Origin of the sequence: Pseudoalteromonas sp. OOF1S-7 (genome assembly GCF_022347765.1) — a bacterium.
Taxonomy (GTDB): Bacteria; Pseudomonadota; Gammaproteobacteria; order Enterobacterales; family Alteromonadaceae; genus Pseudoalteromonas.
The window spans coordinates 23150-39594 of record NZ_JAKRFZ010000017.1; the positions used below are offsets into that span (position 1 = coordinate 23150).

At 42.4% G+C, this 16445-nt stretch carries 18 protein-coding genes; 17 read left to right on the forward strand and 1 reads right to left on the reverse strand.

Going from position 1 to position 16445, the window contains the following annotated elements:
- Nucleotides 1-9 precede the first annotated feature (9 nt).
- The 17 genes from MHN33_RS19400 to MHN33_RS19480 all read left to right on the forward strand — a co-directional run bounded on the left by MHN33_RS19400 (nt 10) and on the right by MHN33_RS19480 (nt 15517).
- The gene (locus MHN33_RS19400) at nt 10-1119 is read left to right on the forward strand and encodes a DegT/DnrJ/EryC1/StrS family aminotransferase (RefSeq protein WP_239400480.1); all 1110 of its coding nucleotides are present in this window, start codon (nt 10-12) and stop codon (nt 1117-1119) included.
- A gap of 46 nt (nt 1120-1165) precedes the next feature.
- The gene (locus MHN33_RS19405; protein WP_239400482.1) at nt 1166-2617 is read left to right on the forward strand and encodes an FAD-dependent oxidoreductase; all 1452 of its coding nucleotides are present in this window, start codon (nt 1166-1168) and stop codon (nt 2615-2617) included.
- Between the two features lie 21 nt (nt 2618-2638).
- Nucleotides 2639-3592, forward strand: coding sequence for an SDR family oxidoreductase (locus MHN33_RS19410; RefSeq protein ID WP_239400484.1), 954 nt, complete (start codon nt 2639-2641; stop codon nt 3590-3592).
- Nucleotides 3593-3603: 11 nt separating this feature from the next.
- Nucleotides 3604-4335: a class I SAM-dependent methyltransferase gene (locus MHN33_RS19415; RefSeq protein ID WP_239400486.1), complete on the forward strand. Its 732-nt coding sequence runs from the start codon at nt 3604-3606 to the stop codon at nt 4333-4335.
- On the forward strand, nt 4332-5006 hold the full coding sequence (locus MHN33_RS19420; protein ID WP_239400488.1) for a class I SAM-dependent methyltransferase: 675 nt from the start codon (nt 4332-4334) through the stop codon (nt 5004-5006). Before MHN33_RS19415 ends, MHN33_RS19420 begins: the two co-directional genes overlap by 4 nt.
- Nucleotide 5007: 1 nt before the next feature.
- Nucleotides 5008-5718 carry an HAD-IA family hydrolase gene (locus MHN33_RS19425; RefSeq protein ID WP_239400490.1) on the forward strand — a complete coding sequence of 237 codons (711 nt, stop codon included), beginning with the start codon at nt 5008-5010 and terminating at the stop codon, nt 5716-5718.
- 14 nt (nt 5719-5732) lie between these two features.
- On the forward strand, nt 5733-6206 hold the full coding sequence (locus MHN33_RS19430) for an adenylyltransferase/cytidyltransferase family protein (RefSeq protein WP_239400492.1): 474 nt from the start codon (nt 5733-5735) through the stop codon (nt 6204-6206).
- A 25-nt stretch (nt 6207-6231) separates the two neighbouring features.
- On the forward strand, nt 6232-6936 hold the full coding sequence (locus tag MHN33_RS19435; protein WP_239400494.1) for a class I SAM-dependent methyltransferase: 705 nt from the start codon (nt 6232-6234) through the stop codon (nt 6934-6936).
- 8 nt (nt 6937-6944) lie between these two features.
- Nucleotides 6945-8213: a hypothetical protein gene (locus tag MHN33_RS19440; RefSeq protein WP_239400496.1), complete on the forward strand. Its 1269-nt coding sequence runs from the start codon at nt 6945-6947 to the stop codon at nt 8211-8213.
- Nucleotides 8214-8229: 16 nt separating this feature from the next.
- Entirely contained in the window at nt 8230-8742 is a 513-nt protein-coding gene (locus MHN33_RS19445) for a hypothetical protein (RefSeq protein ID WP_239400498.1), read from the forward strand.
- Nucleotides 8732-9484: a hypothetical protein gene (locus tag MHN33_RS19450; protein ID WP_239400500.1), complete on the forward strand. Its 753-nt coding sequence runs from the start codon at nt 8732-8734 to the stop codon at nt 9482-9484. The genes MHN33_RS19445 and MHN33_RS19450 overlap by 11 nt, the downstream gene beginning before the upstream one ends.
- On the forward strand, nt 9471-10031 hold the full coding sequence (locus MHN33_RS19455; protein ID WP_239400502.1) for an adenylyl-sulfate kinase: 561 nt from the start codon (nt 9471-9473) through the stop codon (nt 10029-10031). The genes MHN33_RS19450 and MHN33_RS19455 overlap by 14 nt, the downstream gene beginning before the upstream one ends.
- Nucleotides 10003-12360 carry a PEP-utilizing enzyme gene (locus tag MHN33_RS19460; protein ID WP_239400504.1) on the forward strand — a complete coding sequence of 786 codons (2358 nt, stop codon included), beginning with the start codon at nt 10003-10005 and terminating at the stop codon, nt 12358-12360. The genes MHN33_RS19455 and MHN33_RS19460 overlap by 29 nt, the downstream gene beginning before the upstream one ends.
- Nucleotides 12348-12953 (forward strand): gamma-glutamyl-gamma-aminobutyrate hydrolase family protein, encoded by a 606-nt coding sequence (locus MHN33_RS19465; RefSeq protein WP_239400506.1) that lies wholly within the window; start codon nt 12348-12350, stop codon nt 12951-12953. Before MHN33_RS19460 ends, MHN33_RS19465 begins: the two co-directional genes overlap by 13 nt.
- Nucleotides 12950-13696 carry a phosphocholine cytidylyltransferase family protein gene (locus MHN33_RS19470; protein WP_239400508.1) on the forward strand — a complete coding sequence of 249 codons (747 nt, stop codon included), beginning with the start codon at nt 12950-12952 and terminating at the stop codon, nt 13694-13696. The genes MHN33_RS19465 and MHN33_RS19470 overlap by 4 nt, the downstream gene beginning before the upstream one ends.
- A 77-nt stretch (nt 13697-13773) precedes the next feature.
- On the forward strand, nt 13774-14694 hold the full coding sequence (locus MHN33_RS19475; protein WP_239400510.1) for a sulfotransferase family 2 domain-containing protein: 921 nt from the start codon (nt 13774-13776) through the stop codon (nt 14692-14694).
- A gap of 28 nt (nt 14695-14722) precedes the next feature.
- Nucleotides 14723-15517 (forward strand): class I SAM-dependent methyltransferase, encoded by a 795-nt coding sequence (locus MHN33_RS19480; RefSeq protein WP_239400512.1) that lies wholly within the window; start codon nt 14723-14725, stop codon nt 15515-15517.
- 54 nt (nt 15518-15571) lie between these two features.
- On the opposite strand, the gene MHN33_RS19485 is transcribed toward MHN33_RS19480, so the two are convergent.
- Nucleotides 15572-16297: a glycosyltransferase family protein gene (locus MHN33_RS19485; RefSeq protein WP_239400514.1), complete on the reverse strand. Its 726-nt coding sequence runs from the start codon at nt 16295-16297 to the stop codon at nt 15572-15574.
- Nucleotides 16298-16445 lie beyond the last annotated feature (148 nt).

Genomic DNA, 16445 nt, shown 5'->3' on the forward strand with positions numbered 1-16445 from the left:
TTGCTGAACATGGGAAAAGAAATTCCGTTTGTTGATCTCCCCTATCGGTATGCCAAATATAAAGCGTATTACCATCAAGATTTAGATATTGTGCTTAACTCAGGCCAGTTTATATTGGGCAATGAAGTTACTTTATTTGAACAGGAACTGGCTGCATATCACGGCGCCTCTCATGCGGTTGGTGTTGGAAACGGCACTGACGCACTGATTCTGGCTCTTCAAGCATTTGGTATTGGCTCAGGAGATGAGGTCATTACCACGCCAATGTCTTATTTGGCCTCAACATCTTCCATCGTAATGGCAGGGGCAAAACCGGTATTTGCTGATGTTGATAATAGCTTAAATTTATGTCCTGACTCAGTTGCTCTGAAAATAACCGCAAAAACTAAAGCAATATTAGTTGTGCATCTATCCGGAAATCCGGCAGATATTGTATCTTTACGAGCGCTCGCAGATCAGCATGGCCTAATTTTAATAGAAGACTGTGCACAGGCAATTGGAGCGACTGTACAAGGCAAGAAAGTAGGCACCTTTGGTGATGCGGCGTGTTTTAGTTTCCATCCTCTGAAAAATATTGGGGGAATAGGAGATGGAGGCGCCATTATACTCGATAGTGAAGAGCACGCCCGGTGGTTAAAAATTGCCAGAAATCATGGACATGCTAATCGTGATGAATGTAGTTTTTGGTCAGTGAACTCCAGATTGGATGCTTTGCAGGCGCGTTTCCTAATGACACAGTTAAACCTGTATGAAGAAGAGTTGACTCGTAGACAAGGAATTGCCCGGATATTTTGTAATGAACTGAGTGGTGTGGTGCAGCTGCCAGATAGTCACCAGCATTCTCAGTCGTCTTACAATTGGTTCATGATACTTGCCGAGCATCGAAATGAGTTGTGCAATTATTTGAAATTAAAGGGCATTGAAACTAAAATACACTATCCAAAGCTAATCCCTCAATTGCATGCAGCTAGATCGCTGGACGTTGATAGTCGAGATTTCTCCAATGCGATTGAGCTAACGAAAAGAATATTAAGCCTGCCCATTGCAGAGCATATTGGTGTCAGTGAGGCACAACATATTGCAAATAGCATCAAGGAGTTTTACGTCTGCAAAAAGTAGGCTCGATACTTGCTGAGTAGTTATTGGTCAATAACGAGTAAATAGTATGAAGTACGTAATTATTGGTAATGGTATTATCGCGCTGAGTAGCGCCTTTAGACTATTACAGAAATGCGGGTCACAGGATGAGATAGTGATAGTTGGCCCTGCAGATCGGGTTGGCTCAGCGACTTTAGCAGCCGCGGCAATGCAAAATTCATTTGCAGAAATAGGTGCTCATAGCCTGAAATCTGACGAAGATTTTTTTCACTTTGAGTTGAGTCACAAAGCGACCCGGGAGTGGCCTGCTTTTGAGCGCGATTTGATCGCCGCTGCAGGTGAGAACCTACCAAAAGATTGTAGTCAGTGTGAGATATATACAGGTGGCTGCTTTGAGCAGGGCACCTATGTCATTAACAATACCGCAACGGATGAGTTAGACGATAAGAACTTTAAAGCCATACTACAAGCTTTGGAAGACTTTAATGAACAGCACATGCTCGTTGATCCGGCCGATATACCTAATTATTACCCCAGCCAACATAAACGGGCAACCCAGGCGGTATATATTCCAAATGAAGGGTGGCTCAACCCAAGATTGGTGCTCGAAAAGCTAGATAATATCTTAGCCAATGACGATCGGGTAACGGTTATCGATGCCAAAGTAACGCACCTTGAAGCAGAAGGTGGGCAGATCAAGCATGTTGTGACTGAAGGTGGAGAGTGCGTTAGCGGTGATGAATACTTGCTGGCAGCTGGCGCGCCGACCCAGAGTATTTTAGAAAACAGTAAGCTTGATATTGAAACAATCAAGATGTTTTATGGCATTGGCGTGTCCTTAGAGATTGTGTCTCCCGGTTACCCACATACAAAGTGTATCAGGACCCCAAATAGAGGGGGGGCGTGTGGTGTGTACACCGTACCGTTTTATTTAGGTCCGGGAAAATCAAAGGAACATATTGTCATAGGGGCAAGTAATTACCTCTCACCCGAGCCCGTTTATCACGGTCGCTTAATTAGTATTGAACATTTGATGAGAGCGGCAACAGAAGAAATTAACGGTCATTTTTATAATGCTCAACTCGTTCGGACAAATGTAGGTTGGCGGCCAACATCTCAAGATACATTTCCTTTAATTGGCCGTTCGTCACTAAGAAACTTAACGATTGCAACGGGCACCAAGCGTGATGGATTCCACATGTCCCCTGTTTTGTCAGAGGTGATTGCGGACATGCTGCTGCATAATCCAGTTGATACACGTTTTTCCTATTTTCATCCTGAGCGCGAGCTGATAAAAAATGTTGATAGAGAAACGGGGATAGATATCGTGGTTGAAAGCTTAATGAGTGAGCAATATCAGCATGACTATCGACCATCTAATATCAGAATGAACCAGCAAGTGAGAAACACATATAGACAAGATATAGAAGCGCTGCATGACAAAGTCGGCGCTGTTGATTGGGGGATCCCTCCTGAGCTAGTTAACATGTACAGACGTGGCTTTGCTAAAGTTAAGTAACTGCCTAAAGTGAGGAATGATATGAATATTTTTGTAACGGGTGCTTGCGGTTACAAGGGCTCAGTATTGGTGCCTAAACTTCTGGCTCAAGGGCATAAGGTGCTCGGCATTGATTTGATGTGGTTTGGAAATCACTTAGATGAGCATGAAAATCTAACCCTGATAAAGGGGGATATTCGCGATCCGCAAAGCTACTCGTTAGATGGCATTGACATTGTCATTCATTTGGCATCTATAGCGAATGACCCGTGTGGGGATTTAGACCCTCTGAGCACCTGGGAGACCTCATGCCTTGCGACAGAAAGGCTTGCAGACAAAGCTGCCAGAGCGAATGTGAAACAGTTTATTTATGCATCTTCTGCCAGCGTATATGGGTTAAAAGACGATGATCAGATTACGGAAGATTTACCATTGGTACCTATTTCAGTGTATAACCAAAGCAAAATGGTTACAGAAAGAGTGGTATTGTCTTATCAGAATCAAATGATCGTACAAATAATAAGACCTGCGACAGTATGTGGCTTATCACCCAGAATGAGGTTAGATGTTGTCGTGAACTTGTTAACGATGCAAGCGCTCACTAGAAACAAGATAACCGTATTGGGTGGCTCGCAGCTTCGTCCGAACATTCACATCGAGGATATCACAGATCTGTATTGCTTTTTAATTGAACACCCTGAGATAAAGGGCATATATAATGCTGGATTAGAAAACCAATCTGTGCAAGAAATCGCAGAGTTGATACAACACCATACTGGCTGTAGCATTGAAGTTAAACCATCCAACGATCCGCGTTCCTATCGACTAAACTCTGACAAACTAGCAAGTGTGGGTTTTAAGCCTAAATATACAGTTGAGTATGCGATTAAGCAGTTGATAACAGCCTATGAAGCAGGGCAACTAGATGATTCAGAACAGTGGTATAATGTTTCCTGGATGAGAGGCCTACTTAAAAGGCAAACTAGCCGATTATAATGGTAGAGAAAATGAATAAATCAGAAAAACAAAGTAAATTTTCCGCTTATAAAAATATCATCCAATACCATGGTGTTATTAATGGTGTGCGTAGGATCGTCGACCAGTTCTGCCAGAACGATTGGTATGATATTAAAAATGGAACTAATTTCTCACAAATTTTATCCGGTGATCAGTATCACGGTTCGCTAGAATCTAAAAACAGTGCTGTAATGCATTATCAACCCGTGTATACCGCAGCTATTAAGAAGCCACTACAAGATATGGTAAAAAACCAGCCTGTGGTAGGCGCATCTAGTACTTGTTTTGTAGATCTTGGCTGTGGGCGAGGCAAAGCATTACATATTGCAAAGTCGACGTTGCAGCATATTATACCGATTGGTATAGAACTGAATGAAGAGTTGTTAGAAGATGCAAAGAAAAACCTGGCATCTGTTAGGTCTTATCAAAAGGACTCCCATTCCGTTTTTGTAAATGCGAATGTTAACGATGTTGATTACAATGATTTATTAGCTGATTTTGATGTTGTTATTGTTTTTAATAAAAACTCATTTGATAAAGCCACCACAGACAATACCCTGAGAAAAATAATCGAAGCGTCGAAAGGGAAGTCATTATTTTATATCTACAGCAACCCTGTCTTTGAAGACTTGTTTGTGCAGCATCAGTGTGTCTTTACAATGAAAGGCTGGCACAAGAACTGGAATACAAAGGTCTTTAAAATCAATGAGCAAGAACTATGAGCCCGGTGATTCAAGAAATTGACTTTTTCGGTTCTTCAGGTCCTCGAAAGGCCAGTGACAGGCTCAAAAAAATAGTTGCGAGAAGTAAAAATCAAGGTGAGTCAGAAGATTTTCTGGGCTATGGATTTGATTATTTTGATAACTCAAGTTATGGCGTCGGGTATGGTGGCTATCATTATGATGGCCGTTATGAAAGTTCTGTCGTAAAGCTAATGGATTTTTTTAACTTGAAGCCGGGTATGTCTGTTTTTGAAGCCGGCTGTGCAAAAGGTTTTGTGCTATATGAGTTTCACAAGTTAGGACTGGATGTTCGAGGTATCGACTTAAGTTCATATGCCATAGATAACGCCGTACCTGAAATTCGTCAGCAGTTAGTGCAGGGATCATGTATTGAAACACCTTTTGAAGATAACTCTTTTGATTTGGTGTATAGCAAAGAGATGCTGCCCCACCTTTCGGAAGATGAGATTGAAAGGGCTATTAGAGAGTTTTGCCGAATCACAAAAGGAAATATATTTTTAGAGATCCAGGTATCTTCAAATAATGAATCAGAAGAATTAATAAAAAAATGGGATGCGACGCATAAAACAGTAAAGACGGCTGAATGGTGGATAAGGAAACTCGAATCTTTGGGTTTTTCTGGAGTAGTTAACTTTAAGGCTCTTTTTTAATATGAAAGCTGTCATTTTTGATATGGACGGTGTTATTTCAGATAGTGCAAGCATTCATGCAGTCGCTTGGGAACACGTACTTAGTGATGTCGTCAAGAAATATATTTCTCCTGAACAAAAGTTCACCTATGAAGACTACCTTAATTATGTTGACGGGCGCTCGAGATTAGAAGGAATTCAGTGTTTTCTTACGCATAAGAAAATCCTGCTACCTCAGGGACAACTGACTGACACTTCGATTGATTCAATCCATGGAATTAGCAATCTCAAAAACAGTTTATTCAATGATATAGTCGATAGAGATGGCGTAAAAGTTTTTTCGGATGCTCTGTCTGTCATTGATAAATTAACGATAAAGAAAGTGCCAATTGGTATTGGCACATCCAGCAAGAATGCCGTAAAAATACTAAATAGTATTGGTATATTTGAAAAGTTTGAGTTTTTACTTGATGGCAATATTGCTGCTGAAAACAATGTTGCTTCTAAGCCGAATGGCGAGTTTTATGCCTATGCTTGCAAATTAGCTAATACACCGCGTCAACACTGTGTTGTGATTGAAGATGCTATTTCGGGTGTGATTGCTGCAAAAAATGCTAATGTTGGTATGGTGATTGCTGTTGACAGGGGTAACAATGAAGCTCAACTTTTTGAAGCGGGTGCCGATGTAGTAGTACAACAGCTGACAGATATTGATCTGAGCGCTATAGGCTAGCCAAGAGATTCACTATGATTTATCAACTATACGATCTTGAAGAAAAAATAGCGAGGTTAAAAGCCTCAGGTAAAACGGTTGGATTATGTCACGGTTGCTTTGACATAATTCATACTGGGCACGTACGTCACTTTAATTACGCGAAAAAAATGTGTGATTTTTTATTCGTTAGTGTGACGGCTGATCAGTTTGTTAATAAAGGCCCGGGTCGTCCGGTTTTTCGAGATGCTGAAAGGGCTGAAATTCTTGCCAGTCTGAGCGACATTGATGGCAGCGTAATCAGCCACAGCGCCACCGCGGAGCTGGTTCTGAGTGTGCTGCAACCCAGCATTTACTTTAAAGGTCAAGAATATCAGTCGGACAGTACTCGCTTCAGTGCAAACTTTCAAAAAGAATTAGGGGTTGCGAGCAAGCTGGGAGTCGATGTTGTTTTTACACAAGAAAAAGTAGACTCAAGCACCAGAATAATCGACAAAATTCGGCTTTAGATCCTGAAAACTAATGAGAAAAAAAATGGCAGAAGATAAATTTTTTGGTTGTGGTTCGTCTGAATACGCGAAAAGTCGATATGTACCTGTTTTAGAAGGTAAAGATATTGAAAACCTCACGCTGGGGAAAAACACCTCAGCTGTGTTTAATACTGACCCAAAAATGTTGGGTTTCTCCGCCTCAAAGCATAAGTTTGTGGGCAAAATGTTTAATAATTATGACAAAGTTCTGGAAGTTGGTTGTATGGATGGCTTTGGTAGTGCCATCGTATCCAGTTTCGTAAAGAATCTAGTTTCAATAGACTATTATAAGCTTCACCTGGAACAAGCTGAAAAAAACATCGCACCTCATTTTCCGAATATCGTATTTAAAGGTCATGATATACTCGATGGCCCAGTCGATGGCGGGTTTGACGGTGCCTATTCTTTAGACGTTCTGGAGCATATTGATCCTGCACAGGAAGACTTGTATATGCAAAACGTTGTTGCATCATTATCAGATTACGGTACTTTTATCGTAGGTATGCCTTCGCTTGAGTCACAAGTCTACGCTTCAGAAGAAAATAAGTTTGCACATATAAACTGCAAATCAGCCCCTGATTTACACGCTTTTTTATCCAAATATTTTCGGAATGTATATGCCTTTGGCATGAATGATGAAGTGTTACATACAGGTTATTCACCGATGTGCCAATACATTATTAATATTTGCTCAGTTCCTATTCGCTAGGCTCCGAGATGTATACAGTTTTATATGGCATAAACACAAACACATCTGTTTGTTATGATCTGGTAGATGCACACAAGACAAAGTTGATAGCAACGACAGATGGCTCAGGTCAGTTTAAAGGCTATCAGACTCTTAATCTGGATGCTCTTGCTGAGGTCAATGCTCAGCAAAGCATTGAAAAGATAATCATCTGCTCCATGTATGTTTCTGAAATAACCACAAGCTTGCTTGAAAAAGGTATTCTGCTGGATGTTATTTATTATTATGACTTGAGCTGCTTTGAAGTAAGACCAGTACGAGAAGTCATTAATGCGGATATAAAAGAGCATGATATTCTCTATGCGTTCTACGACCTGTCAAGCAACCTACCCACATTTGATTGTGTTCAGTTTGCATTGTTGGCTGAGCTGGAGAGGGTAAAAAGAAAGAAAAAATTTCTGCAGTTTATTATAGTACCAGATCGCTCCGCCTCACAATCCTATCTGGGATTGAGCCAGTATCATGACCAGCATGACCTGAATTGGCGTATCACTCATATTGTTGAGCCAGTATTCTCTTTAATCAAAAGCGCACTGACAGTGTCTACACTGGCCCTGAGAGAGCAGGCAACCTCATTAATGGCTGGCGTAGCGGAGGGGCAGGTATTTCCGTCCAACTTTGGTGCAGCGGGCAATAGCCATGCAGTGCGGCAGATTATGCTTAAGCCCTATGTTGACGCAGGATATTCACTGTCATTGTTAGCGCCTCATAGAGAAGCTCAGCGGCAAGTTGATACGTTTTTTGAAAAAGTTGTGGGTGATAAAAAGGCCGTGGTCATCACGTTGAGAGAGTATGCCCATCAGCCTCAACGCAATTCTGACCTGGCATCCTGGGAAAGGTTTTTATCGCAGTTGGATAAAGAGGTATATTTCCCGATTATTGTTAGGGATACGTATACTGTCGCTGATAGGTTACCCGATGGGCTGGCAAACTATACTACCTTCCCACTTGCTGCGATTGATATCCACTTTAGAGTGGCGTTGTACCGCAGGGCCTTCATCAATATGGCGAAAACGAATGGGGCATTTTACTTGTGCAACTTTATTCCTGGCTGCCGTTCTTTGACTTTTATCGAAGTGGACGACCTTAACCCCACAATGAGTACTGAAACCTGGGTTCGCAGCGGTTATCGCCCCGGTGAGGATGCATTTCTTAGGGATAATGCTGATCAGAAGATTATCTGGGGGCCAGATTCATATGAAAATATTGCCTCATCATTTGCTCGAATTAATAAGTGACCTTTAACAGCATATTATGATAGTGAAATCATCTTACAGTAAGCACGAAAGTGACATTCCTACTTTTGAAGTGTCCCGTTATCTTGAGACTTTCCTGCACGACAGAAAAGCACTTGTTGGAAAAGCAAGCGATCTGTTTTGTGGTGTATCAGCTGAAAGTCGTGATACTGCATTTTCTTTTAATGCGCTTCATTTTGCTAATTTAGACGGGCAAGATCAGGTTGTGGAGCGTCTGTTTAAAGTGGAAAAAAGGTTTGTCATACATGGTGATGTTAATTCTAAGCAGGTCGCTCAAATCGAAGCACTTAAAGCGTGCAGTGAGATTGAGGTAGAGTTGTCACTCACTTACTTTCTGTTGACTCATTTTGAAATCCAGAAAGACTTTAACTCGCTAAATTCAGCGGTCAGGCTGATTGATCACCTGAGTAGTAAAATATATCAGGAAGAACACAAAGTCTATGCTGGGCACTTTATCGAGTTAATTGAGCTAGAAACCACTTGCTTGTTTGGAGGGGATAATGTTTCCTGACCTGTCACTTATTTACTTCCCATCTGAACGAGCGAACGCTTATTTGCAGGTGCTGGCGGAATTAAAAATAAACCTCTCTTGTATTATAGTGATGAAAAACTCGTTTAAAAAAGAAGCGAGTCGTTGTGTGACCGAGCAGAATATTTCAGAGGGAGCAAGAACGCTATTCACCCTGGAACAGTATCTTCGAGCGTTCAATAGTGACGTTATTGAGTGCACAGCAGAAGATATCAATAATGATGAAGTGTTCAGAATTCTGGCTGATAGGCCAGAGAAAAACTGGCTTTTTTGCGGTGGGGGGATCCTGGGGAAGAGGATGTTCACATTGGGTAAAAAGTATATTCATATTCATCCAGGAGAATTGCCGGCCTTTCGTGGCAGCACCTGTTTTTACTATAGCTTGCTGCATGATAACTCACTGGCAGCGAGTGCATTTTTTCTTGAGCCATCGCTAGATTCTGGCGCACCGCTTAAGGTTTGCAAGTTCAAAGTTAATCGTCCCGCACAGATCCTGAGTACAAATTACATGGACTATGTACTAGACCCCTGGATCCGCTCTGAGACACTCAAAGCGCTCTTACTTGAAGGGGTTAATGCAACACCGCAATCATCTGGAACCGTTGTTGATACTCGTAGTTATTATGTTATTCATCCAATACTTAGAGCGTTAACCATAAATAAATTAGCTGAGCAGTATCAGCCAGATCTAGGTCAGGGGATATTCAAAATTGAACAAGAGTAATCATGATCAGCGTTCGGGCGCAGTCCTTTGGTTAACAGGTCTGTCTGGCGCTGGTAAAACAACCATAGCTAAGCAGGTCTACGCATTTCTGAGCTCCGGTGGTTATCACCCCCTGATGCTGGACGGGGATGAAGTCAGAGACGCTATTCGGGATCCCCATTGGGGGTTTGACAATCAAAGCAGGCTAAATGGCTCATACCGATATGCACGGCTGGCCTCGCTCATAGCCAAACAAGGGCATGTTGTCATCATTCCCACTATTAGTATGTTTGAGGAAGTGAGAAGCTGGAACAGGGAGCATACACCCGGGTATTATGAGGTGTATCTAAGAACGGAAGAAACAACACGAAAAGCGCGGGACCCCAAACAGCTTTACGATGAACGTGTTGAAGATAGAAGGTTTATGGCGGGGTTAGACTTGTCAGTTGAGCTGCCAAGTAACCCGGATTTGGTGGTTGATAATAATGGCGGGGAAGAGTCAATTGTCGCCGTTTCAGATTTGATTTTCCGGAATTTTGTTGAACACTTACAAAGCGTGGGTTGTTGATATGCCCTCAGAAAATATTGCACAGGGGTTGTCTGCTCTTTCTAAAGCGGAAACATTGCAGGCAATCAAGGAGCGTCCGCTCAATGCGCGCATACTGGATCTGGTGATAATCCACTACAGCGAGTGGCTTAACATGCCAGAACAATGTCTGACAACGGTAAAAAGCCAATTTGATTCAAATGTCATTGTTCGTTCCAGCTCTCAACAGGAAGATACTGCTGGCTCAAGCCTGGCGGGTGAATTCTTATCAGTATTGGATGTGCCGCTGGATAGCGAGAGTCTCACTAAGCAGATCAACGCTGTTTTTGCTTCCTTTGGGAAAGTGGCACCAGATGACCAGGTATTTGTACAAAAAATGCTGACGAATGTTGAAGTGGCCGGGGTTGCATTTTCCCACGATCCAAATACCGGAGCACCGTACACAGTCATTAATGCCGATCTGTCTGGTGATACTGCCAGCATTACCAGCGGGACAGGTGAAGAAGGCCATACATGGTTTATTCTTCATGGGACACCGGCAACATTGTCATGGCAAATAGCGCTGCTTGAGATGATGGAGCAGTTATCTCATTACTTTGAAGGCAGCCCTATCGATGTCGAGTTTGCGTTTAGCGAAGGCCAGCTTTATCTCTTACAAGCGCGTCCGTTGTGGATCAGCAAGACTTATGCAGCCAGTGACCCTCAGTTGCAACTAGAACTACGTTGTATCGAAAAAAAACTCAATAGATTGTCTCAGCCCCATCCATACTTGCATGGTAAAACAACCATGTACGGAGTTATGCCAGACTGGAACCCCGCTGAAATTATCGGCATTAAACCCAGGGCTTTAGCATTATCTCTATACAAAGAGCTTGTTACAGATGATGTCTGGGCCCATCAAAGAGCTGACTATGGTTATCGTGATGTCGTAGGCTTTCCCCTGCTTACAGTGCTAGGCGGGACGCCTTATATTGATGTCAGGACAAGCTTCAACTCATTTATTCCAGCTACTTTGGATTCCAAGCTTGCAGATAAGTTAGTAAACGATTATTTGCAACAGTTGGCAGCTCATCCGCAGTCTCACGATAAAGTTGAATTTGATATTGTCATATCGTGTTTTACGTTTGATCTGGACAGCAAACTGGATGCATTGGGTCACCACTTTAGCCGTGACGAGAAAGCGCAGCTCAAAGCGTCTTTAATTAAACTCAGTAACAGAATTTTTTCAGGTATTTGGCGAGATGACCTTAACAAGATAGAGCGATTAGTTGATAAGCAAAAAACCATAGTCAATTCTGATTTGAACAAGATTGATAAAATTTATTGGTTGTTACAAGACTGCAAGAGCTTTGGCACTTTGCCCTTTGCGGGACTTGCCAGATGCGGCTTTATCGCGGTTCAGCTGTTAAATTCAATGAGGTCGTGTGGACTGTTGACTGAGCAAGAAGTTGAGCAATTTATGCTGAGCATAGAAACGGTTAGCTCCCAACTCGTTCAAGACCAAAAAGAATTGTCAATGCAAGCTTTGATTGCTAAATACGGTCACCTGCGCCCCGGCACATATGATATTGATTCCGCAAGGTATGATGAAGCCCCCGAACGGTATTTTTGCGAAATGAACCATGAAGAAAAGGGGCAATGTGTCGATTTTAGTATTTCGTTGCGCAGCCTGAATGCAATTAATGAAGAGTTGACTAAAAATCAGTTAGAGATAGACGCTGTAGGGTTACTCAACTTTATTAAAGAGGCTATAGAGGCGAGAGAATATGCAAAGTTTATCTTTACGAAAAGCTTAAGTGACGCCATCAAAATCATAGAGGCCCTGGGCAATCAACTCGGCTTTACCCGAGCAGAGATGGCCAACGTTGACATCAAGGACATTCTGAAACTGTACTCGACCTCGCTTAGTGCAAAAGAGTCGATCAAGGCATCCATTCATTTGGGCAGAAACTACCATAGCCTCAGCCAGGCAATTAAATTACCAGCGCTAATCTGTGATGTATCAGAAGTAAGGCTGTTTCAACTGCTTGAGGACGAACCGAACTTTATTACTCAATTGCATGTTACAGGTGAACCCATCGTCTGGCACGAACAACAGAGTAAAGCAGCGTTGAAAGGCAAGATAGTGTTTATTGATTCTGCAGATCCTGGCTATGACTGGCTATTTAGTACCGGCATTGTTGCCTTGGTAACACAATACGGGGGACGTAATTCTCACATGGCAATTCGGGCCGGCGAGCTTGGCTTACCTGCTATTATCGGTGCTGGTGAGAAACACTTCCACAGCTGGAAGCGGTACAAGATGATTACCTTGGATTGCCTTAAGCAGAAGGTTGAATGTACGCAATGAAATTAATTGCCATTACTCAACGTGTCAGTGAGATCTCTGAATACGCTGAATGGCGCGACCAATTGGATCAGCGCTGGACAGCACTCCTAAGTCAGGCTGGTTACCATCCGTTGTTGGTACCTAATCATGCTGAGGTTGCGCTTGAACTGGTTCAACGCCTGCAACCCAATGGGATCATTTTTACCGGAGGCAATGATTTAGTGAAATACGGCGGAGAGAGTCTGGCTCGTGACAAAACCGAACAAACATTGCTTAAGTATGCAATCGAAAAAACACTACCGGTATTGGGCGTTTGTCGTGGCATGCAGTTGATTCAGGATTATTATCAGACGAGTTTGATTGATCTGGAAGGCCATGTGATGCCTCACCAGGAAGTGATGGTGTGCGGTCAAAAAATGATCAAGAACAGCTACCACACTCTGGGCACACGCCAAAACACGGCGCACTTTTCCACCTTTGCTACCTCTAAAGATCAGGTTGTGAAAGGGATAAAACACCAGAGTTTGCCGATCCTCGGCATAATGTGGCACCCGGAAAGAGAGCACCCCTTTGCGCCGGAAGATGTCAAACTAATCAATAGGCACTTTAAATGACAAAAGCACTTATTTTGGCCGCGGGCCAAGGGACACGGTTAAGGCCACATACTGAAGAACTTCCAAAAACAATGGTAAAAGTTCATGGTAAAGCGATTATTGAATACCAATTAGATGTTTTTAATGGGCTGGGAATAGATGATATTGCAATCGTTGGGGGGTATCACCACGAAAAGCTTGAAAAGTACGGACTTAAAAAGTTTGTGAATGATGAGTTTGAATCGTCCAACATGGTGCATAGCCTATTTAAAGCACAAGCGTTCTTTGATGACCAGGATTTGGTGATTAGTTATGGCGATATTATCTACGCTGCCGATATAGTAACTAAGCTACTTGCTTGTCCTAATGAAGTCGTTGTGAGTGCAGATCTGGACTGGGAATGGCTATGGTCTCAAAGGATGGAGGATCCCGTTGAGGACGCTGAATCTTTTAAGTATCTCACGGATGGCAGGGTAGTTGAATTAGGGAAAAAGCTCAAATCAAAGCAAGAGGCGCAAGCGCAATATATTGGTTTGATTAAAGTGTCGGGCGCGGCACTGAAACGATGGTTGTCATATTATTTGTCATTATCCATTGACGAAACAAGGTCCATGTATATGACGGACTTTATTCAGTTTTTGATCGAAAAAGGGGAGCCTGTGCATTGTGCGTGTCACAGTAAGGGGTGGCTAGAAGTCGACAGTGTAAGTGATTTGGCGCTGTACCAGGGGTTACCCATATCTCACTTTGAGATCGACAGATAGTAAGTAAATTTAGTTTGGACTTTAAGGTGTTATTAAACAATGCCGTGCAGAAGTTGTGTTATTAGCGGAGCAAAAAAATGAGTGCAGTACCCGAATCTTACCCTTTCAGACACTGGTCAATCGAGCAAATTCCTCATTCCGCTACTATTGCAATATATGGCGCAGGTGAAATTGCAAAAGCGTTTTTCGAAGAACAGATTTTAACAAATCGAAGCGATATAGAAGTAAAGCTATTTTTGGACAGCAAAAGAGACGGGGTGTTTATGGATAAACCCTTGCTGAAGTATGAGGCTGGTAAAGATTATAAAGTTGACTATATTTTAATTGCTACGATGTTTTGGCCGAATATTGTGCGTTACATGCCCTCTTTGGAAAATGTTGCTATATACAAATATAACCAAGAGCGATTTAAGTTGGTTATTGTAGATGAAGATAAAAAAATCATTTTCAGAAGAAATGCGAGAACAGGATCTGGGGATGTCGGAAGGATGATGTTTTCCGAAGGTGGGATTCAAAAAATAATCAACATCCATGATAAAAAATACGCAGACTACTTTACATTCACTTTTGTAAGACACCCAACAGTCAAATTTTTGTCAGCATACTACCTATATATTATTGAGGATATGAAGCTAGACTTTACTCAGTCGCCTGGGATTGACTTCTATTCGGTCTTAAATGCACTGGGTATTTCTATGAGCTCACCTAATATTGATGAGTTTATTGAAAAGTATATGGTTTTACCTGAATCTATTCGGGATCCACATTTTTGGGGGCAAACTGAACATCTGAGTGGTCAAATTGATTTTGTCGGCAAGCTAGAAAATATGCATTCTGACATGGCGACATTGACTCAGGTTACGGGGGCCTATAAAGCCTATAAGCTAAAACATAGCGCGCCTAAAAGTATTTCAGAATATATTAATTCAGAGTCAGTGAGTACAATTCGTGCGGTTGAACATATTTTCAACGAGGATTATACCACCTACTCGTACTGAAATTACTTTTTTGCAAGGAGTAGATATTATGAAGAAAGTGTTTAGAAGCAAGCAAAATTCAGAGTATTGGGAAAAGCGCTGGCTGGATTCTGGCTGTGATAAAAATGAATTTTCGAACATGGAGATTTACCCGATAAAATTTGCCCAACTGGTTGCTGATAAAGCGGACAGGATCCTGGAGGCGGGTTGTGGTACAGGCAGGCTGTATTTCCATTATAAGAAACAAGGTAAGGATATTAAAGGGATTGACTTTAGTGAGAACGCGATTACAGCGATAAAAAGCCATGCTCCAGATGCACAGGTTGAGCGTGGCAGTATCACTGATCTGCCCTATGACTCAGGCTATTTTGATACCGTGTTTGCATTTGGGTTGTATCACAATATCGAAGACATGAATGAATTAACAAAAGCATTCAGTGAAACCAAGCGAGTATTGCAGCCAGGTGGCAGTTTGGTGGCATCTTTCCGTTTTGATAGCGTGGAAAATAACCTCATTGAAAGAATCGTTAGAAAGAGGCAGCAAGAAAGCAACTATAACCAGTTTCATCGTTGGCATTTTACTTTAAGTGAAATTAAAGCCTTTCTGGAGCCAGAAATTTTAGTCGAAGACGTCTATTACGTAAGAAATGTATCATTTCTGTTTAAATTCGACTTTTTCAGGGCCAAATCAATGAAAGCAGATAGCTTTGATGAATCGAGAGCGAGAGCCAGTGGTTTTCAGTTAAACGGGTTAGGGAAGATGTTAGATAGGGTTTTGCATACCTGTTTCCCCACTTTGTTTTCGAATCTTATTGTTGTGGTTGGTAAAAAGGCAGCAACCTAAAACCTGGCGTGACTCATCCAGCGACAGTCAATGTGGCTAACAGGCTGATAAACGTCAGACTGTTTTTTGCTCAACATGGCTGTTTAGCTGATGCAGGTGTGGATTACTCAGCAGCAGTGCGGTTAACTGTTGATAAGAAAAGTCAGTGCGATGGTTTAGGGCCTGATAGATTGCCTGTATTGCAATATAGTCGTCAGGCTCGTCTAAAGTGAGACGAAAATGACTATGGTCCTCTAATGCGCTGATAACGTAGGTCTTTAACGACTTAAATTTCGCCATGCCCAGAGTGACATGTTCTCTGTCTGGTGGCGATGTTGCATTTTGATGCGTTAGTGCCAGCAAAGAGTATGGGAAAACGCAGCAATCCAGGCCTCTGGGGAACCCGCTGTGAGGCCCCAGGCTCACCATATCATAATCGTGGTGCAGGAATGTGTTAATAGCCTGAGTGGTGAGCGCATTGTCGATCAGCGGGCAATCGCTGGTCAAGCGCACAATAGCCGTGTCGTCTGTCGCACCGAACTGGCTTGCAGCTTGATAGTAGCGACTAAGGACATCATTTGTACTACCTTTGAAATAATCGACATTAAGTGATTCGCAAAGGGACACAATGGGCTGCTCAGTTCCGTCATCGGTCGTTGCGACAATAATATTTTCATGCCAGGGCGCCAACCGCTCCAGCATTACCTGCAGGACAGTGCTCTCACACAACGGCAGCATAACCTTGCCGGGAAGACGGGTTGAGGTCATTCTTGCTTGAATAATGATCTGAACTTTATTCATAGAAGTCATTGTTATCATTGTATTTGAGATCAATATAGCAAATGATTACACTCAAAGACAGAGACAAAGCAGTGATGAAGCGCGCGAAGCTATTGACCTGAGACAATGTTTACGCACATTTTTAAAACGGGCGCGCATTTTGCTTAAT